This window comes from Nitrospinota bacterium (assembly GCA_016208975.1).
In the GTDB taxonomy this organism is placed as follows: Bacteria; Nitrospinota_A; UBA7883; order UBA7883; family JACRLM01; genus JACQXA01.
This window is the reverse complement of the sequence record JACQXA010000004.1, coordinates 252,640-278,053: the sequence shown is the minus strand read 5'-3', so window position 1 is coordinate 278,053 and position 25,414 is coordinate 252,640. Positions and strand designations below refer to the sequence as shown.

General features: G+C 56.3%; 27 protein-coding genes and 1 tRNA gene. 15 read left to right on the top strand and 13 right to left on the bottom strand.

Annotated elements, in window-relative coordinates; all coding sequences use genetic code 11:
* Positions 1–36: 36 nt before the first annotated feature.
* The 3 genes from HY751_04865 to HY751_04855 all read right to left on the bottom strand — a co-directional run bounded on the left by HY751_04865 (position 37) and on the right by HY751_04855 (position 4,365).
* Positions 37–1,302 carry a carbohydrate porin gene (locus tag HY751_04865; GenBank protein ID MBI4665726.1) on the bottom strand — a complete coding sequence of 422 codons (1,266 nt, stop codon included), beginning with the start codon at positions 1,300–1,302 and terminating at the stop codon, positions 37–39.
* Positions 1,303–1,428: 126 nt separating this feature from the next.
* Positions 1,429–3,963, bottom strand: a complete 2,535-nt coding sequence (lon, locus tag HY751_04860) for an endopeptidase La (protein MBI4665725.1) — start codon at positions 3,961–3,963, stop codon at positions 1,429–1,431.
* Positions 3,964–4,365 carry an Hsp20/alpha crystallin family protein gene (locus tag HY751_04855; GenBank protein MBI4665724.1) on the bottom strand — a complete coding sequence of 134 codons (402 nt, stop codon included), beginning with the start codon at positions 4,363–4,365 and terminating at the stop codon, positions 3,964–3,966. It abuts the gene before it with no gap.
* 269 nt (positions 4,366–4,634) lie between these two features.
* Here HY751_04855 and HY751_04850 point away from each other — a divergent pair, with 269 nt between their 5' ends.
* Complete coding sequence (locus tag HY751_04850) at positions 4,635–5,273, top strand: DUF4412 domain-containing protein (protein ID MBI4665723.1); 639 nt, start codon at positions 4,635–4,637, stop codon at positions 5,271–5,273.
* Between the two features lie 88 nt (positions 5,274–5,361).
* Here HY751_04850 and galU read toward each other — a convergent pair whose 3' ends face one another.
* The 7 genes from galU to HY751_04815 all read right to left on the bottom strand — a co-directional run bounded on the left by galU (position 5,362) and on the right by HY751_04815 (position 11,495).
* The gene (gene galU / locus HY751_04845; GenBank protein ID MBI4665722.1) at positions 5,362–6,228 is read right to left on the bottom strand and encodes a UTP--glucose-1-phosphate uridylyltransferase GalU; all 867 of its coding nucleotides are present in this window, start codon (positions 6,226–6,228) and stop codon (positions 5,362–5,364) included.
* 171 nt (positions 6,229–6,399) lie between these two features.
* Positions 6,400–6,475, bottom strand: a tRNA-Glu gene (locus tag HY751_04840).
* A gap of 138 nt (positions 6,476–6,613) precedes the next feature.
* Positions 6,614–8,095, bottom strand: a complete 1,482-nt coding sequence (gene gcvPB, locus HY751_04835) for an aminomethyl-transferring glycine dehydrogenase subunit GcvPB (protein MBI4665721.1) — start codon at positions 8,093–8,095, stop codon at positions 6,614–6,616.
* A 22-nt stretch (positions 8,096–8,117) separates the two neighbouring features.
* The gene (gcvPA, locus tag HY751_04830; protein MBI4665720.1) at positions 8,118–9,467 is read right to left on the bottom strand and encodes an aminomethyl-transferring glycine dehydrogenase subunit GcvPA; all 1,350 of its coding nucleotides are present in this window, start codon (positions 9,465–9,467) and stop codon (positions 8,118–8,120) included.
* Between the two features lie 3 nt (positions 9,468–9,470).
* The gene (gene gcvH, locus HY751_04825; GenBank protein MBI4665719.1) at positions 9,471–9,857 is read right to left on the bottom strand and encodes a glycine cleavage system protein GcvH; all 387 of its coding nucleotides are present in this window, start codon (positions 9,855–9,857) and stop codon (positions 9,471–9,473) included.
* 28 nt (positions 9,858–9,885) lie between these two features.
* Positions 9,886–11,034 carry a glycine cleavage system aminomethyltransferase GcvT gene (gcvT, locus tag HY751_04820; protein ID MBI4665718.1) on the bottom strand — a complete coding sequence of 383 codons (1,149 nt, stop codon included), beginning with the start codon at positions 11,032–11,034 and terminating at the stop codon, positions 9,886–9,888.
* A gap of 47 nt (positions 11,035–11,081) precedes the next feature.
* On the bottom strand, positions 11,082–11,495 hold the full coding sequence (locus HY751_04815) for a YjbQ family protein (protein ID MBI4665717.1): 414 nt from the start codon (positions 11,493–11,495) through the stop codon (positions 11,082–11,084).
* Positions 11,496–11,603: 108 nt separating this feature from the next.
* Here HY751_04815 and HY751_04810 point away from each other — a divergent pair, with 108 nt between their 5' ends.
* The 10 genes from HY751_04810 to HY751_04765 all read left to right on the top strand — a co-directional run bounded on the left by HY751_04810 (position 11,604) and on the right by HY751_04765 (position 19,914).
* On the top strand, positions 11,604–12,104 hold the full coding sequence (locus HY751_04810) for a DUF721 domain-containing protein (GenBank protein ID MBI4665716.1): 501 nt from the start codon (positions 11,604–11,606) through the stop codon (positions 12,102–12,104).
* Positions 12,105–12,250: 146 nt separating this feature from the next.
* Positions 12,251–14,077, top strand: coding sequence for a tetratricopeptide repeat protein (locus HY751_04805; GenBank protein MBI4665715.1), 1,827 nt, complete (start codon positions 12,251–12,253; stop codon positions 14,075–14,077).
* A 77-nt stretch (positions 14,078–14,154) separates the two neighbouring features.
* A complete protein-coding gene (locus tag HY751_04800; protein MBI4665714.1) occupies positions 14,155–14,886 on the top strand; it encodes a hypothetical protein in 732 nt (243 codons plus the stop codon).
* Between the two features lie 108 nt (positions 14,887–14,994).
* Positions 14,995–16,308: a 6-phosphofructokinase gene (locus HY751_04795; GenBank protein MBI4665713.1), complete on the top strand. Its 1,314-nt coding sequence runs from the start codon at positions 14,995–14,997 to the stop codon at positions 16,306–16,308.
* Between the two features lie 217 nt (positions 16,309–16,525).
* On the top strand, positions 16,526–16,753 hold the full coding sequence (locus tag HY751_04790; protein ID MBI4665712.1) for a hypothetical protein: 228 nt from the start codon (positions 16,526–16,528) through the stop codon (positions 16,751–16,753).
* 237 nt (positions 16,754–16,990) lie between these two features.
* Positions 16,991–17,476, top strand: coding sequence for a pantetheine-phosphate adenylyltransferase (coaD, locus tag HY751_04785; GenBank protein ID MBI4665711.1), 486 nt, complete (start codon positions 16,991–16,993; stop codon positions 17,474–17,476).
* A 32-nt stretch (positions 17,477–17,508) separates the two neighbouring features.
* Positions 17,509–18,219 carry a methyltransferase domain-containing protein gene (locus tag HY751_04780; protein ID MBI4665710.1) on the top strand — a complete coding sequence of 237 codons (711 nt, stop codon included), beginning with the start codon at positions 17,509–17,511 and terminating at the stop codon, positions 18,217–18,219.
* Positions 18,220–18,245: 26 nt separating this feature from the next.
* Complete coding sequence (locus tag HY751_04775; GenBank protein ID MBI4665709.1) at positions 18,246–19,439, top strand: pyridoxal phosphate-dependent aminotransferase; 1,194 nt, start codon at positions 18,246–18,248, stop codon at positions 19,437–19,439.
* A 22-nt stretch (positions 19,440–19,461) separates the two neighbouring features.
* Positions 19,462–19,593 (top strand): redoxin domain-containing protein, encoded by a 132-nt coding sequence (locus HY751_04770; protein MBI4665708.1) that lies wholly within the window; start codon positions 19,462–19,464, stop codon positions 19,591–19,593.
* A 57-nt stretch (positions 19,594–19,650) separates the two neighbouring features.
* A complete protein-coding gene (locus tag HY751_04765; GenBank protein ID MBI4665707.1) occupies positions 19,651–19,914 on the top strand; it encodes a redoxin domain-containing protein in 264 nt (87 codons plus the stop codon).
* Between the two features lie 54 nt (positions 19,915–19,968).
* Here the strand turns inward: HY751_04765 and infA are convergent, their stop codons facing one another.
* The gene (gene infA, locus HY751_04760; protein MBI4665706.1) at positions 19,969–20,277 is read right to left on the bottom strand and encodes a translation initiation factor IF-1; all 309 of its coding nucleotides are present in this window, start codon (positions 20,275–20,277) and stop codon (positions 19,969–19,971) included.
* A 375-nt stretch (positions 20,278–20,652) separates the two neighbouring features.
* Here infA and HY751_04755 point away from each other — a divergent pair, with 375 nt between their 5' ends.
* The 4 genes from HY751_04755 (at position 20,653) to HY751_04740 (ending at position 23,032) form a co-directional block, all read left to right on the top strand.
* Positions 20,653–21,048 (top strand): hypothetical protein, encoded by a 396-nt coding sequence (locus tag HY751_04755; GenBank protein ID MBI4665705.1) that lies wholly within the window; start codon positions 20,653–20,655, stop codon positions 21,046–21,048.
* A 123-nt stretch (positions 21,049–21,171) separates the two neighbouring features.
* The gene (locus HY751_04750) at positions 21,172–22,290 is read left to right on the top strand and encodes a 6-phosphofructokinase (GenBank protein ID MBI4665704.1); all 1,119 of its coding nucleotides are present in this window, start codon (positions 21,172–21,174) and stop codon (positions 22,288–22,290) included.
* A gap of 5 nt (positions 22,291–22,295) precedes the next feature.
* On the top strand, positions 22,296–22,691 hold the full coding sequence (locus HY751_04745; protein MBI4665703.1) for a nucleotidyltransferase substrate binding protein: 396 nt from the start codon (positions 22,296–22,298) through the stop codon (positions 22,689–22,691).
* Positions 22,692–22,696: 5 nt separating this feature from the next.
* The gene (locus HY751_04740) at positions 22,697–23,032 is read left to right on the top strand and encodes a nucleotidyltransferase domain-containing protein (protein ID MBI4665702.1); all 336 of its coding nucleotides are present in this window, start codon (positions 22,697–22,699) and stop codon (positions 23,030–23,032) included.
* On the opposite strand, the gene ligA is transcribed toward HY751_04740, so the two are convergent.
* The gene (ligA, locus tag HY751_04735) at positions 23,029–25,080 is read right to left on the bottom strand and encodes an NAD-dependent DNA ligase LigA (GenBank protein ID MBI4665701.1); all 2,052 of its coding nucleotides are present in this window, start codon (positions 25,078–25,080) and stop codon (positions 23,029–23,031) included. The genes HY751_04740 and ligA overlap by 4 nt on opposite strands.
* A 40-nt stretch (positions 25,081–25,120) precedes the next feature.
* Entirely contained in the window at positions 25,121–25,366 is a 246-nt protein-coding gene (locus tag HY751_04730) for a hypothetical protein (GenBank protein ID MBI4665700.1), read from the bottom strand.
* Positions 25,367–25,414 lie beyond the last annotated feature (48 nt).

The window sequence follows — 25,414 nt, the reverse complement described above, 5'->3', positions numbered from 1 at the left end:
TTAAATCTGCCTGTCAGCACAAACGGGCAACACCTTCTATAATTGCGCCTCAAACCGCAGGAAGCCCACCTGCGCCATGGGAAACGTGGCGTCGCCACCGGGGTTTTTAATCCACTGGAAAGAAGGTTGCACGCTAAGCCACGGCGCTACCACCAGCCGATAGGTAAGCTCGTAAGCGGTTTCGGCGTCCAGATGGGTATTGGCGTGGGCCACCGCAAAGCCCAGGTCGTCCACGTCGCGGGTGGGGATAAGGCCGTGTAAATGTACGCCCCCGCCGATATATCCCGTTATGTCGTTCCGGTCGCTCGGTACCCATCCATATTGCAGAAATACCCCGATGGAGCTATGGGCCTCGTTGTCGAATTCAACAAGCGCCTGGTCTATGATGCCGTAATACCCGAAGTCGCCATCAAAGGTTTCTTCGCCGTAAACCTTTTCGGCGGAATGGCTCCAGTACCCTATCTTGTAACTGCTTCCGTCTGTCTCCAGCCCGGCCTCGGTGATGATCAAATTACCTTCGGAAGGATACACTTCGCGCGTGGAGGGGTCGCCATCGTAAACGGCCGCCTGCAGATACACGCTTTCGGCCGGTTTTATGCGCAGGCGCCCTCCCAGCCCCGCCTGGGGAAAGATGGAAAGCGGCACGTTGCCGCTTATATCCGGCTGTATGCCGAACGAGGAGTTTATGAATAGCGAGCCGTAGTTGGTCACCATAAATTCAGAGTTGAGGTCATGGAGTCCGGCCAGGAGCGATACCGCCCCGTCGGCAAAATCCTGGTTAAACCAGGCCTCGTGCACGATGAACTGGTCTGGGGCTTCAATATTGCTGGCGGCCTGTACGTCCCCGATGGTTTCACCCGTTGGGTCACCCCCGTGATTGCGCAGTCCATACACGAAGAGCGTGCCCCCGCTCCATAGACCCGCCGCGCCAGTGTCCAGTGTAAGGGTAATGTCGAGATTGTCATGGTAGAGGCTACCGGTGCGGTTCAATGCTCCGCCCGAAAAGTTGCTGGCCAGTTCGCCGGTATATACCATTTCAATCGTGATTCCATTTTCTTCCAGCGTGTCGCGCAAGCCTCCCCAGTTGCCGGTAATGCCGGGACGCTCCACCAGCCCTTCCTCGTGGCCATGCACCTTGGCTTCCTTTTCAGCCGAACCGGCGGAGCCGAGGAAACCTGGGTCGCCGGCGTCCGCGGCCGCCACTGTAACGCCCCCGGCCGAATCGCCATCCGCAAAAGCCGGGACCGCGAAAGCCTGTATGGCCCCCGCGATAAAAGCCCCCAATATCCATGCGCTTTTCATTGCCGCTCCTATTCTGTAAACCGGCATTTATCATGACGGAACTGCTGTGAATGGTTATGCAGGGCGCATCCCAATTGTAAAAATGCGCCCTAATCAGACGAAAGAACGGGATCCCTCAAGCGGTTGTTATCTCCGCTTTCCCGTTTTCTTGTTCTTCAAAGCGGATTTTTTGACCGCTGTTGTTTTTAATGGAGCCCTCACGGGTTGCGGGACTGGTTTCCCGTTCTTCCTGTTGGCCGGATTGTCGGGCCCCGGTTTTTGCGCCAGCGCCCATTCCACCACCTGGTCCGCCGTGCGGGCGAAATGGAACTTCATCTTCTTCCTGACTTGGGGCGGAACCTCCTCCAGGTCTTTCTCGTTTTCTTCTGGGATTATCATTTCGGTTATGCCCGCGCGGTTGGCCGCCAGAGCTTTTTCTTTAAGCCCCCCTATGGGCAAAACCCGCCCGCGAAGGGTTATTTCGCCGGTCATGGTGATGCTCTTTCGGACCGGTATGCCGGTCAACGCCGATACTATGGCCGAAGCCATGGTGATACCCGCCGAGGGGCCGTCTTTGGGAATTGCCCCGGCGGGCACGTGTATGTGCATGTCCGTATTGGCCGCGAAATCCTCCGGGATGCCGTACCTGCGCGCCCGCGACCGGATGTAGGTTAGCGCCGCCTGGGCCGATTCTTTCATCACGTCGCCCAGTTTGCCGGTGAGCATCAGTTTTCCATTCCCCTTCATGGGTGTGGCTTCCACGTGCATCACCTCGCCGCCGGTTTGGGTCCACGCCACGCCGGTGGCCACGCCCACCATGCTCTTCTCCTGTTCAACTTCCGAGGAGAATAGCCTGATGCCCAGATATTTGCTTAGATCCCTGGGGGACACCTTGTGAAGCCTGGTTTGGCCCGACGCCACGTCCTTCGCCACTTTGCGGCAGATGTTGGCCACGTTGCGCTCCAGGTTCCTCAGGCCCGCCTCGCGGGTGTATTGCTGGATAACCCCCCGGATGGCATCGTCGCTAATGTTTATATGCTTTGCCGAAATGCCGTTCTCGCCCAATTGCCGGGGGATTATGTATTTGCGCGTTATCTTTAGTTTCTCATCCTCGGTGTAACCTGCGATGCGGATCACCTCCATCCTGTCCAGCAGGGGAGGGGGGATGGTGTCCACCATGTTTGCGGTGGTGATGAACATCACGTTGGTCAGGTCGAAAGGCACGCCCAGGTAATGGTCCACAAAGGCGTGGTTCTGCGCCGGGTCCAAAACCTCCAGCAGGGCGGAGCTGGGGTCGCCCCGGAAATCGGAGCCCAGCTTGTCTATCTCGTCCAGCATATACACCGGATTGGCGGTTCCAGCCTGTTTTAACCCCTGTATTATCCGGCCCGGCATGGAGCCTATGTATGTGCGCCGGTGACCGCGTATTTCCGCCTCGTCCCGCACGCCGCCCAAAGACATCCGCACGAATTTCCTGCCCAGCGCCCTGGCCACCGACTGGCCCAGGGATGTTTTTCCCACCCCCGGCGGCCCCACAAGGCAAAGGAGCGGGCCTTTGTTTTTCTCCTTAAGTTTGCAGACGGCCAGGTATTCTACGATCCTCTCCTTCACCTTCTCCAGGTCGTAGTGGTCCTCGTCCAGCACCTTTTGGGCCGCCTTCAAATCCAGGTTGTCCGTGGTCATTACCGACCATGGAACCTCTATGAGCCACTCAAGATACGTCCGCACGGTGGTGGCCTCGGCCGATTCGGTGTGCATTTTGCCAAGCCTGTCCAGCTGCTTTAGGGCTTCCTTCCCCACCTCCTCGGGCATTTTGGCCTTTTCGATTTTCTCGCGGAACTCGGTTATTTCCTGCTGGCGCTCGTCAATATCCCCAAGCTCCCGCTGGATGGCTTTCAACTGCTCCCGCAGGTAATATTCCCGCTGGGTCTTGGACATCTCCTCCTGGGCCGCGGATTGAATCTTCTGTTGCATGCTCAGAAGCTCCGTTTCGCGGTTGAGTATTTCCGATACTTTTTTCAGCCGTTCCAGAGGGTTCGTAAGCTCCAGCGCTATTTGGGCGTCTTCCACTTTCAACCCCAGGTTCGCCGCCACCAGGTCGGCCAGCTTTCCTGGCTCCTCCAGGTTTTCGGCTATCACCAGGATGTCCGGGGATATCTGTTTGCCGAGGTTTATCACCCGTTCCAGCTGTGCCCTCACGTTGCGCATGGCCGCTTCCACAGCCAGCGGCTCCCGCTTTTCCTTTGTTTCCTTTTTCTCCAGCTCTTCGTCTTCCATCCGTTCTATCTTCACGTTGTAGAACGGCTCTTTCTGCAAAAACTCCACTATTTTGGCTTTTGCCAGCCCTTGCACCAGTATCTTGATGCGCCCATCGGGAAGTTTGAGCATACGGATGACCATCACCACCGAGCCGATATTGTAAAGGTCCTCGGGAGTGGGGTTGTCCACGCCGGCGTCTTTCTGGGCGGCCAGCATCATCATCCGGTCCCCGGCCAGCGCCTGGTTTACGGCGTTGATGGAGTTTTCCCGTCCCACGAACAGCGGAAGTATCATGAAGGGGAACACAACAATGTCCCGCACGGGCAGAAGCGGGAGCGTGTCCGGTATTACGAACTCGCTCTGGATGTCCACCGGAGGTTCCTTGGTGATGGTCTCCTGCTCGTCGTCGGCTTCTTTGGCCATTTATTCTCCCTGTATGGAAATCTGGCGCACCCTGCTTCGTCTTTCCGAAAGCTTCGGGGCGCGGATGATTAAGACGCCGTTTCTATAAATAGCGGAAATCGAGGCCGGGTTAATAGGGGCCGGAAGCTGTAATATCCGCCGGACAGGGCCGAATATACGCTCCATGCACAGATAATTGAGCTTGTCGCAGGCTTCGTTGAACTCCTTTTTCACCCCTTCCACCAAAAGGTTGTCCCCCTGGTTGGTAACCTTGATGTCCGCCACGTTCATCCCTGGCAAGTCCATCTCAACCACCACTTCGTCCGCAGTCTCGTACAGGTCCATCTGCACGAAAAAGGTTTCCCCGAGCATGTCGGTTTTCACCGATACCATGTCCTGCCGGACAAGGCCGGCCTGGGACATCATCCCCCGCGGTCTTTGCGGGCGGCCACCACGCGATTCAGAGCCCATTTAGCCCAAAGCCCCTTGAATGTATCAAAGCGTTGCTTTCCGTGAGTCAATCATATATCACACCCATAACCTCGGCAAGCCTTGGCGCAACAACAAAAATGCGCGAGGCTGTTTATAGAGGGAACAAACATCAATGTCACCCGGTTTATCTGGTATTATTGCCTCCAAACCGGTAACCCCGGCTTACTACGAATTATTTGGCAAAGCAGGAAAGGAAAAGCATGACAAGGAAAGTAACGGCAGTTTTCGCTTTGTTGGTCTTGATCCTGATGGCCCCTGGCATGGCCCAGGCCGCCAAAATGAAAAGCTACACCGCCGACATGGAAACCGTCACTGCACAGGGCACGTTCATGATGAAAATGGCTGTGGCCGACAACAAGCAAAGGATGGAGATGACCCAGCAGGGGGAAAAAATGATCTCCATTATCCGGATGGATAAAAAAGTGATGTGGACCATCATGGCCAACGAGAAGATGTATATGGAAATGCCGCTGGACATGAGCCACCAGGACATTAACTCCAAGTTGAACGACCCCAACTCCAAGGTGACCAAGGAACCATTGGGGAACGAGACTATAGATGGGCATCCATGCAAGAAGTACCACATGTCCATGACCAGGAACGGAAAGAAGGAGGATTCCGGCTATCTTTGGGAAGCCACAGATCTGGATAATTTCCCCATCCGCTACCAGCCCGACGACAAGTCCTCCACAGTAACCTGGAAGAACATAAAGTTTGGGGCCGTCCCCGATTCCACTTTCGAGCCTCCAGCCGGTTTCCAAAAAATGACTATGCCTGCCATGGGGGGCATGGGGGGAATGGGCATGCCAGGATCAGACGGTATGCACAAGCGCAAGTAGCGTTTATTCCCAGCGCTGTCGCGGAACAGCGGCGGCTTTTTTAAAACGGCCGGGGTTGCAATAAACCCCGGTTTTTTTATTGGGAAAGCTACAGCGAAAGGGTTTTGAGGTATTCCCTGAACTTCGCGCCCAGGTCTTCCCGCCGCAAGGCGTATTCCACCGTGGCTTTGAGGAACCCAAGCTTGTCCCCGGCGTCGTATCGTTTGCCTGAAAACTCGCAGGCGTATATCTCCCGTTCACTCAACAGCGAGTTCAGCGCGGCGGTAAGCTGTATCTCACCTTTGTGGTCGGCCTCCAAAGCCTCGATGTGTGGGAAAATGTCGGGAGTCAGAATATACCGCCCTATGATGGCCAGGTTAGACGGGGCCTTGTCTCGCGCGGGTTTCTCCACCATGCTTTTTATTCTATACAGCCCCGGCCCCACCTCCACCGGCTCCACTATGCCATAGGAGGACACCGAGTCAGGATCCACCCGCTCCACCGCCACCACCGGAGCGTTGGTCTTCATATGCACATCTTTAAGCTGGGCGATGGCAGGTTTGCCCTCGGAATATATCAGGTCGTCCCCCAGAAGAACGGCGAAAGCCTCGCCATCCACAAGGTCTTTCACCCTTAAAATGGCGTGCCCCAAACCTTTAGGCTCTTTCTGGCGGATATAGAAGAAATCGCACATGTCGGAGATGTTGCGGGCGATCTCCAGAAGATGCTTGTCCCCCTTTTGCTCCAACAGAAGCTCCAACTCCACCGAGCGGTCGAAATGGTCCTCTATGGCGTACTTGTTACGCCCGGTGATCATTATGAATTCCTTGATGCCCGCCTCGATAGCCTCTTCCACCACATATTGGATGAGAGGTTTGTCCACCAGGGCCAGCATTTCCTTGGGGGAGGCTTTTGTGGCGGGCAAAAAGCGGGTACCCATACCCGCCACGGGGAACACTGCTTTTCGTATTATCATGTAACAACCCCCTTGATGACGCTTGAGCCAGCGCAATCCACTTTGAACCAGTATCGCCGCCGGGTTTTATACGGAAATTCCGGGGTTTGCGCCCGTTTGAAAACCTGCGATAGCAAAGCGTACTACCTTGGAGGCGGCCTGAAAAGGTTTTTTTTCCGGCGGGGGAGGTTTTGGTAGCCCCAAGGGGAATCGAACCCCTGTTTTCGCCGTGAGAGGGCGACGTCCTAGGCCGCTAGACGATGAGGCCAACGCGGTTTGAATATTTTCCAAACCAGCAAAACAGACACTTAATATACAATATCCGCCGGGGGATTTGGGGGATTATTTTATCCCCGCGCCCCGCGGCGTTCCATTCCCATCTAAAACTCCCGCCTGCCCGGCAGACTTACCGGCAGAGCTCGCAACGCAAGTCCGGGTTCCGCGCGGCCTGGGCCTCGTCCAGCCTGCTCACGAAAGCGTTCACCGGCGCGCGCTTGAGCGACTCCGGGTCCGTCTCTGCGGTCTTGGCGATGTCTATCATCGCCTCGCAGAATTCGTCCAGGGTCTCCAGGCTCTCGGTTTCCGTGGGCTCTATCATCAGCGCCCCGCGCACGATAAGCGGGAAATATATCGTCGGCGGGTGATAACCCCGGTCTATCAGCCCCTTGGCGATGTCCAGAGTGGTCACGCCGTATTCGTTCTGCTTCTTGTCGTTGAAAACGCATTCGTGCAGGCTTAAACCCGGGACGGGCACGTTGTAATAGTCCTTCAGCCGCGCCTTTATGTAATTGGCGTTTAACACCGCCGCTTCCGCCGCCTCTTTCAGCCCCGAAGCGCCCACCGTTAAAATGTAAGCCGCCGCGCGCAGGAGCACTCCCACGTTTCCGTGGAAACCGTGTACCCGGCCCACGCTATGGGGCCTGTCATAATCCAGCCGGTAGGCTCCGTTGCTTTCCACCACCATTGGCGCGGGCAGGAACGGCTCCAGCTCTTTCACCACGCACACCGGCCCTGCGCCGGGCCCGCCGCCGCCATGGGGTGTCGAAAATGTCTTGTGCAGGTTGATGTGGCACACGTCCACCCCCATGTCGCCGAACCGGGCTTTACCAATGAGGGCGTTTAGATTTGCGCCGTCGGCGTACAAGAACCCGCCCCGGCTATGGACGATCTTCGCCGCCTCAACGATGTTGGACTCGAAGATGCCAAGCGTGTTGGGGTTTGTTACCATCAGCGCCGCCACGTTCTCGTCCATGAGCTTATCAAGCTCCTGGAGGTCTATCTTCCCATCGGCCCCGCTCTTTATTGTCACCGCCTGGTAGCCGCAATAGGTGGCCGAGGCGGGATTTGTGCCATGGGCGGAGTCCGGCAATAACACTTTCGACCGGGGGTTGCCCCTTTTAGTCAATGCCCCCCGTATGGCAAGGAGCCCCGTAAACTCACCATGGGCGCCAGCCGCTGGTTGAAGTGTGGCCTCGTCCAGCCCCACCACCTCGCAAAGCCACCGGCCCAGGTCGTGAATGATTTTCAATGTCCCCTGCGCCGCCGTGTCCGGCTGGAGCGGGTGCAGGCCGGTGAATCCCTTCAGCCTGGCCACAGCCTCGTTCACGCGGGGGTTGTGTTTCATGGTGCAGGAGCCTAACGGGTACAGATTTGCGTCCACCCCATAGTTCCATTGAGACAGGCGTGTGTAATGCCGGATAACCTCGGGCTCCGAAAGCTCCGGGAACCCTTCCAGCCCGTTTCGACGGAAATCCTCCGGGGCGAACTCGTTCAAATCCGCATCGGGTATGCCGGTGTCGGCGAAATCCACGCCGGTCCTGCCAGCGGAGCCTCTGCTGAATATATCTTTCTCGTTGAAAACCAGCCCGCGCCGGTATTGCGAAGTCATTTCTTTATTCAACCCCCGTTTCCTATCGCCAAAAGCCGGAAAGCGCTGATACCAGCCGGTCGATGGACTGTTTAGTGTGAACCTCGGTGGCGCAGAACAGCATGGTTTGCTCCATCCGGGGATAAACCTGCGACAGGTCGAACCCGCCCACAATCCCTTCCTGGGCCAGTTTTTTATTGACCACCGATGGAGTGACAGGAACCCGCACCGCCACCTCGTTAAAGAAGGGGAGGCCATAGGCCAGTTTGAAGCCCTTCACCTTTGAAAGCTGGTCCGCCAGGTAGCGGACCGCCGAATGGTTTTTGAGGGCCAGGGTTTTCAGCCCGTTCTTGCCAAGGAAACTTACATGCATGGCGAAGGCGGTGGCGCAAAGGGCCTGGTTGGAGCAGATGTTGGACGTGGCCTTCTCCCGCCGGATGTGCTGTTCCCGGGTGGCCAGGGTAAGGGTGAACCCTTCCCTTCCCTCGGAATCCACGGTTTTACCCACCAGCCTGCCGGGCATCTGCCGGGCATACTTCTCTTTAGTGGCGAAAAGGCCCAGCGCCGGGCCCCCGAACGAAAGCGAGCCGCCGAAAGAGCGTCCTTCGCCCACGGCGATGTCCGCGCCGAACTTGCCCGGCCCTTCCAGCGCGCCCATGGCCACAGGCTCCGCCACGGCCACGATTAAAAGCGCCCCGGCGGAATCGCAAACGGAGCGTATTTCTTTAAGATCCTCCACGTGACCCAGGAAATTGGGGTATTGAACCACTACCGCCGACGTGTTCTTGTCCACAACGGACCCAAGACGCTCCGCCGTGGAGAGCCCTTCCTCCACGCAGTCCACCGTGGCTATGTCCACCCCAAGATGCCGGGTGTATGTTTTTACCACCTGCCGCCAGTTGGGATGGACCAGGTTTGAAACCACCACCCTGGATTTGCCGGTTATCCTTTTGGACATGATAACCGCCTCGGCCAGGGCCGAAGGCCCGTCATACATGGAGGCGTTGGCTATGTCCATCCCCAAAAGGGCGGCGGTGTAAGTCTGAAACTCGTAGATGGCCATGAGCGTCCCCTGGCTTATTTCCGGCTGATAGGGGGTGTAGGCCGTGAAAATCTCGGATCGAAGCAGAAGCTGGTCCACCGCCACCGGCACGTGATGGGCATAAGCCCCGGCGCCAAGGTACATATTGAACGGCTTCACCGTCGCGTTATTGGCGGATAAACCTTCCAGGTAATCCAGCAACTCCGGCTCCGCCATGGGAGCGGGGATATCCAGAAGTCTGGACAAACGGGCCTCGGCCGGTATATCGGCGAACAGGTCATCCACGGAACCGGCGCCGACAACTTCCAGCATCCGCGCCTTGTCTTTATCGGTCAGCGGTATGAATCGCAACTTCTAGTGCCCTTCCTTTATCAAGGCCGAGTATGCGGCGGAGGTTAACAGGGAATTGACCTCCGCGGGATTGGACGGTTTGATTTTTATCATCCACCCGCCGCCGTAAGGCTCTTTGTTTACCAGCTCGGGGCGCCCTTCCAGGCCGTCGTTGACCTCCACAACCTCGCCAGATATGGGGGAGTAAAGGTCTGAAACGGTTTTAACGGACTCGGCCACGCCGAAGGTTTCCCCGGCGGAAAGAGTCCTCCCCGTGGCGGGAAGCTCCACGAAAACTATGTCTCCAAGCTCATGCTGGGCGAAATCGGTGATGCCTACCACCACCGTGTCCCCATCTACGCGGGCCCATTCATGGTCTTTCGTGTATTTAAGGTTGTCCGGGAATTTCATTATTCCTCCAAGTTCCGGTTCAGGGTTGTTATTGGTTCACCGGGGCCGATTGAGGCTCGGTGACAGCCTCCCCCGCCGGTTTTCGCCTAACTTTGGGCTGTACGAAGGGAGTTTTGCACACCACTGCCTGGGCATGCCTCCCGCGGATGTCCACCAAAAGCTGTGTACCCACCGCTGAAAGCTCCACCGGCACAAAGGCCAGCCCAATGCTTTTGTTGAGGGTGGGGCTTAAGGTGCCGGAGGTGAAAACTCCCACCTGCTCGCCATTATGGATCACGTTGAAGCCCTCTCGGGGTATGCCCCTGTCCAGAAGCTCCATGCCCACCAGCTTGCGTTTGAGCCCTTCGGCCTTCTGTTTTACCAGCGCCTCCTTGCCGATAAACTCGCCTTTGTCCAGCTTCACTATCCAGCCGAGCCCGGCGTCATAAGGGGTGGTGGTTTCGTTTATCTCGTGCCCGTGAAGGGGGTAACGCATCTCCAGCCTAAGGGTGTCCCTTGCCCCAAGCCCTATGGGCTTTAAGCCGAAAGGTTTCCCGCGGCTAAATATCCGTTCCCATATGGCGGCGGTGGACTGCCAGTTAATGAACAGTTCAAACCCGTCCTCGCCGGTATATCCCGTTCGGGCGATGATTACGCTGGTTTCGTCTATGGTGGTGGTGGCGAACTGGTAGTAGCCCAGTTTTTCCAGCGGGTAGGGGACTATCTGTTTCAGCAACGGCTCGGCGTTTGGCCCCTGAATGGAGAGCATGCCGAAATCCCTGGACAGGTTGGCCACCTCCACATCCGGGAAAGATGTCGCGTGCCCGGCTATCCATTTATAGTCCTTGGAGGCGTTGGAAGCGTTCACGCACAGGAAGAAGCGCTGGCCGCTTATCTTATATATGAGAATGTCATCTATTATCCCGCCGTTGTCGTTGAGCAGGGCGGAGTATAGGGCGTTGTCGTCCTCCAGCCGGGAAAGGTCCCCCGGCACGAGCCACTGCAGAAACTCCATGGCTCCCGGGCCTTTCACTTCTATCTCGCCCATATGGGAAATGTCGAATATCCCCACCTTCTCCCGCACGGCCTTGTGCTCTTCGAGAATGGAAGAGTACTGGACCGGCATGGACCAGCCGGCGAAATCCACCATCTTCGCCCCAAGGGCGCAGTGGGCCTGCCAAAGGGGGGTTTTTTTCAGTCCTTGTGATGACAATTTCGGATCTCCGTATATATTGTTTCCACGGGCTATTCGCCCATCACTTTAACAATTACCCTCTTCCGCCGCCGTCCGTCGAACTCGGCGTAATACGCCTGTTGCCACGGCCCAAGGTCCAGCCTTCCCGCCGTCACCGGCAGGATCACCTGGTGGTGGACCAGCAGGTTTTTAAGATGGGCGTCGCCATTGTCCTCGCCTGTGCGGTGGTGGCGATAGCCGGGCTTGAAAGGCGCCAGATTCTCCAGCCACTCGTCTATATCGTCCAGCAGGCCCGGCTCGGCGTCGTTTACCCAAATACCCGCCGTGATGTGCATGGCCGAAACCAGCGTCATCCCCTCGGCTATTCCCGACTTCGAAACTATCTCCGCCACTGTGGCGGTGATGTTCACGTATTCCCTGCGTTTACTGGTGTTGAACCAGAGGTACTCCGTGTGGAAAGTCATGGCGCGCCGTGGTACCCTAAACCCAAAAAAACAAGGTTTGAAAATAATAGAATTGAGCCCCGAAAGCAACCCAAACCCGCAGGGTTTTCGCGTTATGGGGGGATGGCGTTGAAAAAAAAGCCTGTTTGGGCCACCGCCAGCCAGTCGCTGGAGCGGATATTGTCTGTCGTGGGGCAGGCTTCCCTCATGGATTTCGCCATTTTGGAGTCTAACTGGCCCCAAATAGTGGGCGATGCGCTCTCCCGCGTGTCCCGCCCGGCGGAGCTTTCCCGGAAACGGCTTGTTATATGGGTGAAAGAGCCGGTCTGGGCCGATTCCATGTCATACCTAAAACCGCAGATAGCCCAAAAGGCCAACAGCATACTTAAGAAAGAGGCGGTGACCTCGACGAGGATCACATACCGGAGCGATTTTGAGCAGTTGCCCACAGCCACCGGGCCCAAGGCGCGGGAGAAAGAAATTTTAAGGGAAATCCCGGCGGAAGAGGCGCAAAGGATCGACAAGGAGCTTGAAAACGTGGAGGATTCTGAATTGCGCGCCGCCCTTAAAAGAGTTATGCTGAAAAGTGTAATTAAGGATTTGGCCGGAGGGCGCCGGGAAAAGAAATGACCCGGTATTGGCCTCTGGCCACTCTGGCGATCCGGTTCTTGTTTTTCAAGCCTGCGGCGCGCCGCCAGGCTTTTTTATTGGGTTATTACGAGGTCCGCCGCCGGGCCGATGATTCATAACATGTTCAGGGTTGGTTTCTTATTCTAATGAGAGCCGGTTTAATATCTACCATCCTGGCGCCGGTTCTTCTGGTCTCCTGCGCCACGGTAACCACAGCGCAAAATACCACTATCCCCGATAATAAACCTGTGGTGGCCGAACAGCCCGCTTCCAAGCCAGCCAAACAGGAAGTTGAAAAGCCCGGCCCGGAGGTGAACAGGTCTTTCGCCTATTACCAATACATGCTGGGTCTGCTTACGGAGCGCCAGGGACATTACAAAGAAGCTGTAAAGCGTTACCTGGCCGCGGCGGAGGAAGACGAGGGGCTGGCCCAGGCCTATGAGAGGGCGGCTGGTCTTCAGCTTCGGATGGGCATGATAGAAGAGGCCAGGAAAACCGCTGAACGGGCGCTGGTTTTCGAGCCCAACTATGTGCCATGTCTGGCCATCCTTGGGGGTATATATTCCAGCACCGGCCAGTTCACAAAATCGGCGGAGTATTTCGACAGGATAACGAAAATAGAGCCTGAACGGAAAGAAGCCTGGATATACCTTGCAGTCTCTTTGTTACAGCAAAAGGATTTCGGTTCGGCCATCAAAGCGCTGGACGGATTCACCGCCAAATTCCCCGATGACGCCTTGGGCCTATATTACAAGGGTCGGGCATACCTTCAAATGGAGAAGCCTGACGAGGCGGAGAAGCTTTATAAGGATGTCATATCCAGGTTCCCCGATTTCTCCAAAGGGTACGACGGCCTGGCGCTGACTTACAGGGCCAGGAAAAGGCTGGACCTTTCGGCGGACACCTACAAACGGTACCTGGAGAAACACCCGGATGACGAGGAGATCCGCAACAAACTGGCGGAGACTTATTTGTTGCAGGAGTCTTACGACAAGGCCATAGACCAGTATCAGAACATGGTAGAGCTTACGCCGGACGACCTGAGCCTCCATTACCGGCTGGGTTTTTCATACTTAAAGCAGGCCGAGGGCGCTGGCGACCTGGAAAGCTACAAAATGGCCCTGTCCGAGTTCCAGCTGGTGCGCGCCAAGGACCCGGAAAACCGCCGGGTGTCTTTCTATATCGCCGCCATATTCGAGCGGATGCGGCTTTACGATGAGGCGGTGGAGACCTGGATACAACTGCTTGAAGATGCGGAGGACGACAAAGAGTCGCGGGACATAGCCTTAAAAGTGGCCGAGCTTTACGAGCGGGCGGGGAAAACGGAAAAAAGCCTGGAATACGCCATTAAAGCCCGGGATCTTGATCCCAACAGCCCAGACCTCCATTATTTCGTGGGCCTTCTCCAGAACAAGCTTAACCAGAACCGCGAGTCTGTGGAATCGTTCAAGACGGCCATCAGCCTCAATCCAGGCGACGAGAAATATTATTTCTACATGGGTTCGGTTTACGAGAAGCTCGGCGAAATCGACAAGTGCGTGGAGTCCATGAAGAAAGCCATCGAGCTTAATCCCTCCCACGCGGCGGCGTTGAACTATTTAGGTTACATATACGCCGAGAAAAACATAAACCTCAAGGAAGCCGAGGGCTTTCTGGACAAAGCGCTGGAGCTTGAGCCGGACAACGGGTATTTCATAGATTCGCTGGGCTGGATCTATTTCCGGCAGGGAAGGCTTAACGAGGCGCTGGACAAACTTCAGTCCGCCGTGCGCAACATTCCGCCGGATCCCACGGTGCTGGAGCATCTGGGGGACGTTTACATGGCCTTGGGGAACCCGGCTTCCGCGATTGACGCTTATGAGCGTTCCCTGAAGGCGGAACCGGAGGAAAAAAGGGAAATAAACCGCCAGCCGGTGAAAAAGAAACTGGAGGATGCGGAGAAGAAGGCGAAAGGTAAAGCTTCCGGCAACTAGCGGGGAGCGCCAGGCCTCCACCCGCTTCTTTTAACCGCATTTGGATATGGTTATTGATATTTTGGGGGATGCTCGCTTTGGATAAAATCCGTCAAATTGTCGTAATCTCCCTGATAACCGTCCTGCCTTCCGCATGCGCCCACATGGGCGGTGACGCCGAATTCAAAAAAACCGCCTTTCACGACATTGGAATACTCCGGGGCCAGTCCAGCGCCGCCGGTCTGTCCGGCAAAGGAACAATCCGCGTGGAAAGCCCCAGCGCAAGTTTGACCGGAACAGTCTTGCTCGCCGTGGATGGAGAACGGTTCCGGCTGGTGGTGGTGGACGCCGCCAACCGGGCCGTGGAGGCTTTTGCAGGCGAGGCCGGTAAGGTTTACCGGGTGGACGCGGCCACCGGCGTTAAAAGCCAGGTTGAACAGGGGGAAGATAAGGGGTATGTCTCCATAGCCGGGACCCGCACACCATTGAGCCTGCTGGGGACGCTTATAACCGGGGCGCCTCCGGTATTCGGGGAAATTATCACCGCCCGGCCTTTCGGCGGCGGTGGCAGGATAACAACCGGCCATCCATCCATGGAACTGGTTTACGCCGGAAGTCTTAAAGAAATAATACTGATGGAAGAGCCTGAAAAGGGCGCCGGTATAGCGTTCGGCCCCGTCGTTCCCGGGCCTCGGGGCAGACACATTTCGGGTTTTAAAATTTCCGCCCCAGGGTCCTCTATCGCAGTGGAGTGGACGGATGTGGACCTGAGCGCCGTTTTTCCGCCGGGGTTTTTCACCTTCGATGATGAGCCGGAGCAAGAGTATTGAAATATAAGCGTCCGATATAACCTCTTTTACCGTCTCCCGGCCTGATTTATACTTAATCAACAAAGCGTCAAGCCGGTTTGACGCTTAACAAAAGAGCGGAGGCAGTTTATGAAAGAACCTTTGACGGTGGGCATACTTGTGGGCGGCGGGCCGGCGCCAGGCATCAACAGCGTTATCCGGGCGGCCACCATTAAACTCCGCAACCATGGCATCAAGGTGATCGGGATATACGACGGGTTTTCCTGCCTGATGAAAGGGGATGTCGCCAACGTCAAGGAGCTTTTTATAGACGACGTATCCACCATCCATTTCGAGGGGGGCTCCATCCTCCGCACCTCCCGTTCCAACCCCACTACCAAGGAGACCGACCTTAAAGCGGTGGTGGAAAGCCTGGACAAGCTTGGTGTTAACTGCCTTATAACCATCGGCGGGGACGATACCTGTTTTTCGGCCCACATGGTGGCCAAAACGGCGTTGGGGAAGATCCGCGTCATCCACGTGCCCAAGACCATAGATAACGACTTGAACTTGCCTCACGGCATCCGCACCTTCGGGTTCGCCTCCGCCCGGCATTTCGGCGTGCAGATAGCCAAGAGCATAATGAACGACGCCAAGACCACTAAACGGTGGTACCTGATAGTGGCCATGGGCCGGAAGGCGGGGCATCTGGCGCTGGGTATCGGAAAATCCTCCGGCGCCACACTCACCGTTATTCCGGAAGAAGTCCACGGGCCGACAATAGAGTTCGACTGGATCGTGGACACCCTGATAGGCGCCGTGGTGAAACGCCGGGCGGCGGGAAGACATTACGGGGTGGCCATCCTGGCCGAGGGGCTGGCGGAAAAACTGCCTCAGAAGGATTTGGAGCGGCTGGGCCAGCTGGAGTTTGACGAGCATGGGCACCCGCGTCTGGGGGAACTGGATTTCGGCAAAATGGTGAAGAACGCCTTGCGGGACGAACTGGCCAAGCTGGGCCTGAAGCTGACCATAGTGGACAAGGACATAGGCTATGAACTGCGTTGCGTGGAGCCTGTGCCCTTCGACATGGAGTACACCAAGGAACTGGGTTTCGCCGCCGCCAAACACGCCTTGCTGGGCGGCACCGGGGATATGATAACCATACAGGAAGGCAAATCTGTTCCCATGCCTTTTTACAGTGTGATGGATCCGGACACGGGCCGCACAAGGGTTAGATTGGTGGACATCCATACCGAAACTTATGAAATGGCCCTGGAGTATATGATCCGGCTGAAAAAAGAGGATTTCAAGCACGAGGATTACGTAAAATCCCTGGCGGCGCAAACGAACCTTTCGCCGGAGGATTTCCGGAAACGGTTCGAACGAGTGGCGGTTGAATATGAAGGGCCAACCACCTACATTCCCTATCAGCAACCGGGTTTTTCCGGCGGGCCGGACATTTAGGGTTAAACCAGTATTCCTAAGTTGAAAGCGCAGTGACGGCTAATCATTTTGCTTTTCTTTGAGATTCCACACTTCGCCATGCTCCGTTCAGAATGACACTCAAGTGGCTGTCATTCTGAGCGATAGCGAAGAATCTCCCTTAAACTTCGGAATTATGGTTAAAGCCGGGCTTTGCCCGCGCCGATATGGTTTCTAGAAGAACCGTATTAGGATTTGCATGGCCGCGGGCATAAACAGCAACCTTACCTATCAGGGCACGCCTGTCGGGATAAACATCACCGACTTGTCCGGTAAAAGCCCCCACGTGCCCATGGCCGGGAAGGGCGCGCCTGTAAAAATCTCCAAGCGGCAAACCGGTAACGCCCAGATTGCCGCCCTCCAGCAGAGCGCCCGCGCCGCCCTGCCTCCGGCCCCGCCCGGCGGCAAGGTGAACATAATGGCCTAATCTGGTAGTGTCTCAGTTTGAAAGTACAGGGGAGATTCTTCACTTACGCTCAGAATGACAATATAAAACCGTTGATAACATTGTCATCCTGGGCGAAGCGCAAGCGAAGTGAAGGATCTGTCTATTATTTGAGATTCAAACTGGGACACCACCCCTAATCCTTTACGCTTGCGGCGCGGCGGCCTATAAAGTACCCTATCTGTCGTTTCCCAATTACCGTTGAGAGGCCATATCGCCGTGAAAATCCGGGCAGTTTATCCAGGAACTTTTGACCCCGTCACCAACGGGCATATAGACCTTATGCGGCGCGGCTCCGCCATTTTCAGCGAACTTGTGGTGGCCGTGGCCCACAATCCTCGCAAACACCCCCTGTTCTCGGTGGACGAAAGGGTAAAGTTCCTTGTGGAGGCTACAACTGATATCCCCAACATCAGCGTGCGGCCTTTCTCAAGTTTGCTGGTGGACTTTGCCCGGGAAGCTGGCGCCCAGGTGATCTTAAAGGGTCTCCGCGCGGTTTCGGATTTTGATTATGAACTGCAGATGTCCCTGATAAACCGGCGTTTGGAAAGCGGTGTGGAGACGATGTTCATGATGCCCAGCGAGGAGTTTTCGTTCATATCGTCTTCGATGATCAAAGAAATATCCTCTTTGCATGGGGATGTGGAGTCGTTGGTGCCTCCGGCGGTGGCGGAGGCGTTGAAGGAACGGTACGGAAAACGGTGAATTAGAAGTACACGGAAGGGTTTGCCGGAAAAATGACCGATACAGGAACAGTTAAAGACAAGGTTGAACTGGACAGGGTGGCCTTCTATGGCCGCACCTTGGGTGAATACCAGCTGTTTTTCGGGTTCGACCACGAGAAATTCGCGGGTAAACGGGCGCTGGACTGCCCGGCGGGAGCCGCCTCGTTCGTGGCGGAAGCTACAAAACTTGGGGTGGACGCCGTGGGGGTGGATCCGCTTTTCGGCTTGCCAGCCGAATCGCTTTCCGGCATGGGCGTGGCGGACGTGGCGCATGTTCTGGAAAAAGTGGAGGAGGCGCCCCATCTTTTCAAATGGGATTATTACCCCTCTACACAAGTGTTAAAAGCCTATCGGCTTACGGCGTTGCGAAGGTTCCTGCACGATTACGAAACGGGCCTTGCTCAGGGACGCTATGTACATGGCGCCCTGCCGGGCCTGCCCTTCCCGGACGGCTCTTTTGACATCGTGTTGTCCGCCCATTTTCTGTTCACTTACAGCGATAGGCTGGATTACAATTTCCACATGAAATCCCTTATGGAGCTTTGCCGGGTCAGCCGGGGCGAGGCGCGGGTTTACCCCCTGCTGGGGCTGGACGCAAGACAGCCCGAGTTCTTCGGCGACCTTCTTTCGGACTTGGGCCGGAAGGGGATAACCGCCATGGTGGAGCCCTGCGGGTTTGAGTTCCAGAAGGGAAGCTCCACCCGTCTTATCCTTTCCTGTTGACCGAATATTCCCAGGGAGAGTTAAAAATGAAACTAGCGGAGCGTCTTTCCAGCGTCAAACCTTCTCCAACGTTGGCCATAACGGCCAAAGCCAAGGCGTTAAAGGCGGCGGGGGTGGATGTTATAGGCTTTGGCGCCGGAGAGCCGGATTTCGACACGCCGGACCATATCAAGAACGCCGCCATAGAGGCCCTGCGCGCTGGCAAGACCAAATATACCGACACTCCGGGCATACCCGAGCTGAGGGACGCGCTGGTGGAGTTTTATAAAAAAACCGAGGGGCTGGAATACAAACGGAACCAGACCATTTTTTCGTCCGGCGGGAAACACTCGCTTTACAACATTTTCATGGCGATCCTTTCCCCCGGCGACGAGGTGATCATCCCCACCCCTTACTGGGTTTCATACCCGGACATGGTTCAACTGGCCGGTGGAACCCCGGTGTTCCTTAACACCAGCGAGAAGAACGGATTTCTGTTCGGCGCGGCGGAACTGGAAAAACTGGTGACGCCGAGAACCCGGGCCATAGTAGTGAACTCCCCCTCCAACCCCAGCGGGGCCGTGTATGACGAAGCCACCATTAAGGGGATATGCGACGTGGCGATTAAACATGGCGCACTGGTCATATGGGACGAGATTTACAAAGACATCTATTACGGCGAGGGAAGGCTCCGCTCCCTGCCTTATTACAACCCGGAGGTAAAACCGCTAACGCTCATAGTCAGCGGGCTGTCGAAAAGCCATTCCATGACCGGGTGGCGTATAGGCTGGACGCTGGGGGACGAGCGTATAATAGAGGGCATGAATATCATACAGGGGCAGTCCACCTCCAATCCGGTCTCTTTCGCGCAGTATGGCGCGCTGGCGGCCTTGAAGGAGGGGGTTACCCATCTGCCCGCATGGGTTGCCGAGTTTAGAAAGCGGCGGGACGCTCTGGTGACGGCGTTCAACCAGATACCCGGAATGTCCTGCTTAAACCCCATGGGGGCTTTTTACGTGTTCCCGAACATCTCCGGCTGGTTCGGGAAGAGATGGGAGGGCGGGGTTATCTGCGACTCTTACGACGCGGCGAAGTTTTTGCTGGAATCGGCCAACTGCGCCGTGGTGCCGGGGGACCCGTTCGGCGCCCCTCAGAACATAAGGTTGTCATACGCCCTTTCGATGGAGGACATCGGGAAGGGGATAGAGCGCATAAGGAAGGCAGTAAGCGGGCTTTCCTGAAAAATCTTTGGAGGTTAGGCCCATGTTGAAAGAAGGTTCTAAAGCTCCGGCGTTCTCTCTATTGGATCAGGACGGCGCCACTAAAACCCTGAAAGATTTCGCGGGGAAAAAACTGGTGTTGTTCTTCTTCCCCAAAGCCAACACCAGCGGGTGAACCACGGAAGCGACCGAGTTTCGGGACGCTATACAGGATTTCAGGAAGAAGAACGCTGTGATCGCCGGAGCCAGCCGCGACACTCCCCAAGCCCTGAAAAAGTGGGCCGGCCAGTACGACCTGCCATTTACGCTATTGTCCGACCCTTCAGGCGGAATCTTGCGGGACTACGGCGCATGGGGGGAAAAGAACAACTATGGCAAGGTTAGCGAAGGCGCGATCCGTTCCACGGTGGTGATAGACGAAGAGGGCAGGGTATTCAAGACCTATTACAACATTAAGGCCGCGGGACACGCCGCAAAGGTTTTAGCGGACTTGTAGAGGAACCGCCGAAGGTTGCGGCGGCCTGTTTATCATAAACGGGCCGCCGTTTTTTTATTTGTAGCGGTAGGTAATCCGGCCCCTGGTAAGGTCGTATGGGGAAAGCTCCAGCTTCACCTTGTCCCCGGGAAGGATGCGGATGAAAAACTTCCTCATCTTGCCGGAAACGTGGGCCAGCACGGTGAAGTTATTCTCCAGGGCCACCTTGAACATGGCGTTGGGAAGCGCCTCCAGCACGGTGCCTTCAACCTCAACGGCTTTGTCGCCCACATCTTTGGGAGTCTCTTCTACGGCGTCGGCCCTTCTTCTTCTTCTCTTGGGGCGTTTACCCCGGTCGTCTTCGCTTGGAACTAATTTGGGCATAATCTCCTCTCGCCGGCGGATGTCGCTAGCCGGTGGTTCACAAATACAGCCTTTAAAACTACCCTATTGGCTCCGGGAATTCAACATGTTGTTTGGGCGGGTGGTGTCCCAGTTTGAATCCCAAATAATAGACAGATCCTTCACTTCGCTTGCGCTTCGCCCAGGATGACAATGTTATCAACGGCTTTTATATTGTCATTCTGGGCGTAAGTGAAGAATCTCCCCTGTACTTTCAAACTGAGACACTACCTTTGGGCGGGCGTTCTATCCTGTCCTGGGGTCCGGCGGGTCTTGCGCGGTTTGCGCGATTTTTCCATGAAGGTTTATATTAACCGGTAGAAGTACCCATAACGCGGTTTCACAAGGAGGCCTGCCATGGAAAAGCGCTATATTGCGGCGGTGGCCGCTGTTTTTGTGGTGTGGACGCTGATGGACGCGCTCATACACGGCGTCTTGCTTATGCCGCTTTACGAGGCGTCCCAGGCGCTTTGGCGGCCAATGGGTGAGATGATTATCTGGTTGATGTATCTTGTGACGTTCGTTTCGGCTGTGGTGTTCGTCCATATCTATTACAGCCTGGTGGCGGAAAAGAGCATGAGGAACGGCCTTACCTTTGGCGGGCTGTTCGGGATCGCATGGGGTATTTCCATGGGCTACGGCTCTTATTCTGTTATGCCTATACCATATATGCTGGCCCTGGGCTGGTTCCTGGGCACGCTGGCGGAGTCCCTGGCGGCTGGGGTAATAGTGGGGTATGTGATCCGGAAGTGACGGCGGCGCACGGATGGCTCATGATCCCACGGCCAGCAATCCGGCGGAACGGTAACGGAAAATTAAAAAATATATAACCGTCCGCTTAAGTATTCCCATGGCCTCTGGTTTATAATGTTGGCCATGGCCGAAAATAAAAAGGTTCTGCTGGTATTCGACGGGGGCAATGCGCCGGGCTACACAGCCGTGGCCACATCGCTGACCGAAGAGGGGGACAAACGCGGGTACAAGGTTTACGCCGCGTTCGAGGGGTTCCGCTCGCTCACCGGCGACCATAACGCCGAAGAACGGCTCATCCGGCTGGTGATGAGCAGACGCACAAGCTGGAAACTCAACGCCAAGGGGATACCCACCCGTTCGCTATACCGGGCGGTGGACCAGCCCGGGTGCGAGTTCCGCTCTGAACGTTTCCCTGAATTCATCAAGCCTGAAAAACAGAAATCAGCCGCCGAATATATCGGGGAGATGGAGTTTTCCCACGTCATCGGCGTGGGTGGCAACGGTACCCTTATGGGCATCAAGGCGCTCAACGAGCTTCTGCCGGACGCGCAGACGGGATTTATAAACGTCTCCGTGGATTCAGACATCAAAGGCGATATAGCCGTGGGCTACCTTACCGGGGCCGAGGAAGGCGCCAAGATCGCCCGGGGGCTCTTCGACGACGCTTACACCCACAAACGGATATACATTCTTGAGATGATGGGGCGGGACAGTGGTAAACACGCCCTTATGTCCGGCGCGTCGGCGCGGGCGCATCTTATCGTTCTGCCGGGTTTCAAACTGCCGGACGCGATCCTTGGCGACATCGCGGGGAAACTGGCTGAAAACGACCATGCCCTTATAGTGGTTGCGGAAGGGTATGAGCGGGAAGAGCGGGCGAAATTCCTGCCCGAACGGGTGGACGCGGCGATGTATTTCAAGCGACAGCTTGTGAACCATGGGCTTTCCGAAACCCCGACCCGGCGGATTATCACGGAGCCCTTCTCCCGATATTTGCGCGGCATCCGTCCCCTTTACCTGGAGTGCGCCATCGCTTTTCTGAAGGCTTTCAACCTGTTCGACGCCTTCGAGAAAGGGCAAACCCGCGTTATGCCCTATTACCTGGGGGAGCACGATCATGGCATCCGCGGTTTCGACGAGCTGGAGACCGCCAACCAGGTGGATCCGCGCCTGCTGGACCTGATAGACCGGATGGCGATACCAAGCCTCCGCAAGTATGTCGCTGGCGAGTTCCGGGGGTAGGGAAAATGGCGTTTGATAAACCACGGTTTGTTGAGAAAAGGAGCGATTTCATCAAAGCGGCCGCCAGGTTGGGCGAAGCTTTGAGCGAGCCTGAATCGCCCATGATACGGGACGCGGCCATTCAGCGTTTCGAGTCCACCTATGAATTGGCGTGGAAGGCCATGAAGCTTTGGCTGGAAAATTTGGACATAGACGCAAGAAACCCGCGAGACACTCTTCGTGAAGCGTTAAAGCAAGGATTGATCGATGATGGCAATGGATGGTCCGGGCTTCATGAAACCAGGAACCTGACAAGCCACACCTATGACGAGGAAATGGCCAGGCGGGTTTACAGTTTCATAAAAGACCATGCAACGGGGCTTTTTGAGACTCTAGTTAAAAAACTGGAATCATTAGGTTGATGGGAATGACCCGGTTCGGCCTGGATGAAAAACTGGTTGAGAAAATAACAAACGTCTTGCGCGGTTTTGGCAAGGTGGAGCGGGCGGTGATTTTCGGTTCCCGCGCCACCGGTAATTACAAAAACTATTCAGATATAGACATCGCGGTATTTGCCCCGGATATGAGTTTTGAGGAATATCTTGCCATTCGGGCGGCGCTGGATGATTTGCCCATTATATTCACCGTGGACGCGGTTCACTATGAAGGATTGGGCGCCGAGACGATGAAAAGCAGGATAATCCGCGAAGGCGTGGAGATTTACCGACGTTCCGCCGGTAACGCCATTTTCGTTTCACGCTAAAACAGGTTCTGCTGGCCCTTTCCCTCTTTTGCCGCATCTTCCAGCAGTTTGACGAATTCCTTTTCGCTGATTATTTTCAGCCCCAGCTCGCGCGCTTTTTCGGCTTTGGAGCCCGCCTCGGCCCCTTCCACCACGTAATCGGTCTTCTTGCTGACGGTGGAGGTCACCCGGCCCCCCATGGTTTCCACACGCTCCTTGGCCTCGTTGCGGGTCATGCCTTCCAGACCCCCTGTAAGCACGAACTGTTTTCCGGCCAGCCCGCGTCCCCCGGCTTGCCGTTCCCCCTTAATGTTCACTCCTGCTTTTTTTAGCTTCTCGACCAATTTTTTATTGGCCGTCTGCCCCGCGAACACATGAACGCTCTCGGCCACCCTGGGGCCAATTTCGGGGATGGCCGTCAACTGTTCCACCGAAGCCAAGAGGATGTCGTCCAGCGATTGAAAATTCTTCGATAATATCTTCGCCCCGCGGGCTCCAACGTAACGGATGCCCAGGGCGAATATCAGCCTGCTTAACGGGCGCGATTTGCTCTCCTCGATGGCCGAAAGCGCGTTGCCCGCCGATTTTTCCGCCATCCGCTCCAGCCCCATCAGGTTTTCCATCGTCAGGTAATAAATGTCCGCCGCGTCATGGACCAGGGTTTTTTCCAGCAACTGGTCTATCAGCGCCGGGCCCACATGCTCTATGTCCATGGCCCCGCGGGATGCGAAATGACGCAGGCGCTCTTTCAACTGGGCCGGGCAAGAGGAGCCAGCGCACCGGGCCACAACCTCCCCCTCGGGCCGGAACACCGCCGAGCCGCAGGCGGGGCAATGGGGGGGCATCTGGAAAATTATCTCTTCCCCCGTGCGGCGGGACTCCACAACCTTCACAACCTTGGGGATTACCTCGCCCCCTTTCTCCACGAAAACCCAGTCGCCAATGCGGATGTCTTTCCTGCGGATCTCGTCTTCGTTGTGAAGGGTGGCCCGGGCCACCACGCTTCCGGAAATCTCCACCGGCTCAAGCTCCGCCACGGGGGTTAACGCCCCGGTCCTGCCCACCTGTACCGTGATGTTGAGTACTCTGGTGGTGGCTTGCCGGGCGGGGTATTTATAGGCTATGGCCCACCGGGGGAATTTGGAGGTGGCGCCAAGCTCGGCCTGGAGCCGGTAAGAGTCCACCTTCACCACCACCCCGTCCACGTCATAACCGAGGGTGTCCCGCTTTTTATCGAAGGTCTCGATATATTCCGCCACTTCGGGCAAACCCTGCAACAGCGTGGCGCCGGAGGTTTTAAAACCCAGCGATTTTAGCAGATCCATGGCCGCGTGATGGGAGTCCACCACGGTTATGGGGCGTCCCGCCGCATCGGTGGCTATGAGGGCGTAGGCCAAAAACTCCAGCCCCCGCGAGGCGGTTATCTTGGGATCCAGCTGGCGCAAAGACCCGGCGGCGCAATTGCGGGGATTGGCGAATAGCGGTAAACCTTCGGCTTCCCTCTGGTCGTTAACCGTCTCGAAAGCGTCCCTGGGCAAATATACCTCGCCCCGCGCCTCGAACCGCCCCATCCCCTTGGGAGGATTTACTTTCAATGGCACAGACCGCACGGTTTTCAGGTTTGCCGTCACATCTTCGCCGGTAACTCCATCGCCCCTGGTTGCGCCCAAGGTTAAAACGCCGTTCTCATAAACCAGCGACACACCAAGCCCGTCTATCTTCGGCTCGGCGGTGTATTTGAAAATTTCGGAGCCCAGGTTCTTGATGACGCGTTTATGAAAATCCTCCAGCTCTTCCAGGCTATAAGCGTTGTCCAGCGAAAGCATGGGGGCGTTGGGGTTGTGGGCTACTGGTTTCAACTCATCGGCGGGGGCGCCGCCAACCCTTTGCGAAGGTGAATCGGCCGTGACCAGATGGGGATGGGCCGCCTCCAAATCCAGAAGTTCCCGCATGAGCGTGTCGAACTGGGAGTCCGAAATCTCCGGGGCGTCCTCCACATAATAGAGCCGCTCGTGCTTGCGGATTTGCTCTCGAAGTTTTTCAAGCCGTTTGGCGGCGGAATCCGGCACGGCGCTCCCTTTCGGAAAAAAGGCTGGTCAGCCCTGGGTTTTAAGCCTCGCCGTCCAGGCGGACAAAGCCGACGAAAGGCAGGATGCTTTCTATCTGTTCCCGTGTCAGGTTTTTCTCGTCCACAAACTCGAACTCCGCCACCTGGATACTTTCATAGTGGCCGTTCCAGCACTGGAGCGAGTTTACCCTGTTCCCGTCCCAGTCTATTGTCTGGGTGAAAAAAACTGGGCCGTCGCATTTTTGGCACCGGCCATAAAGGATGTCGAACTTTATAGTGTCTTTCATCGTTTTACTTCCGTGAGAGCCCGCATGGGACCTTCCGGCGGGCGTGGT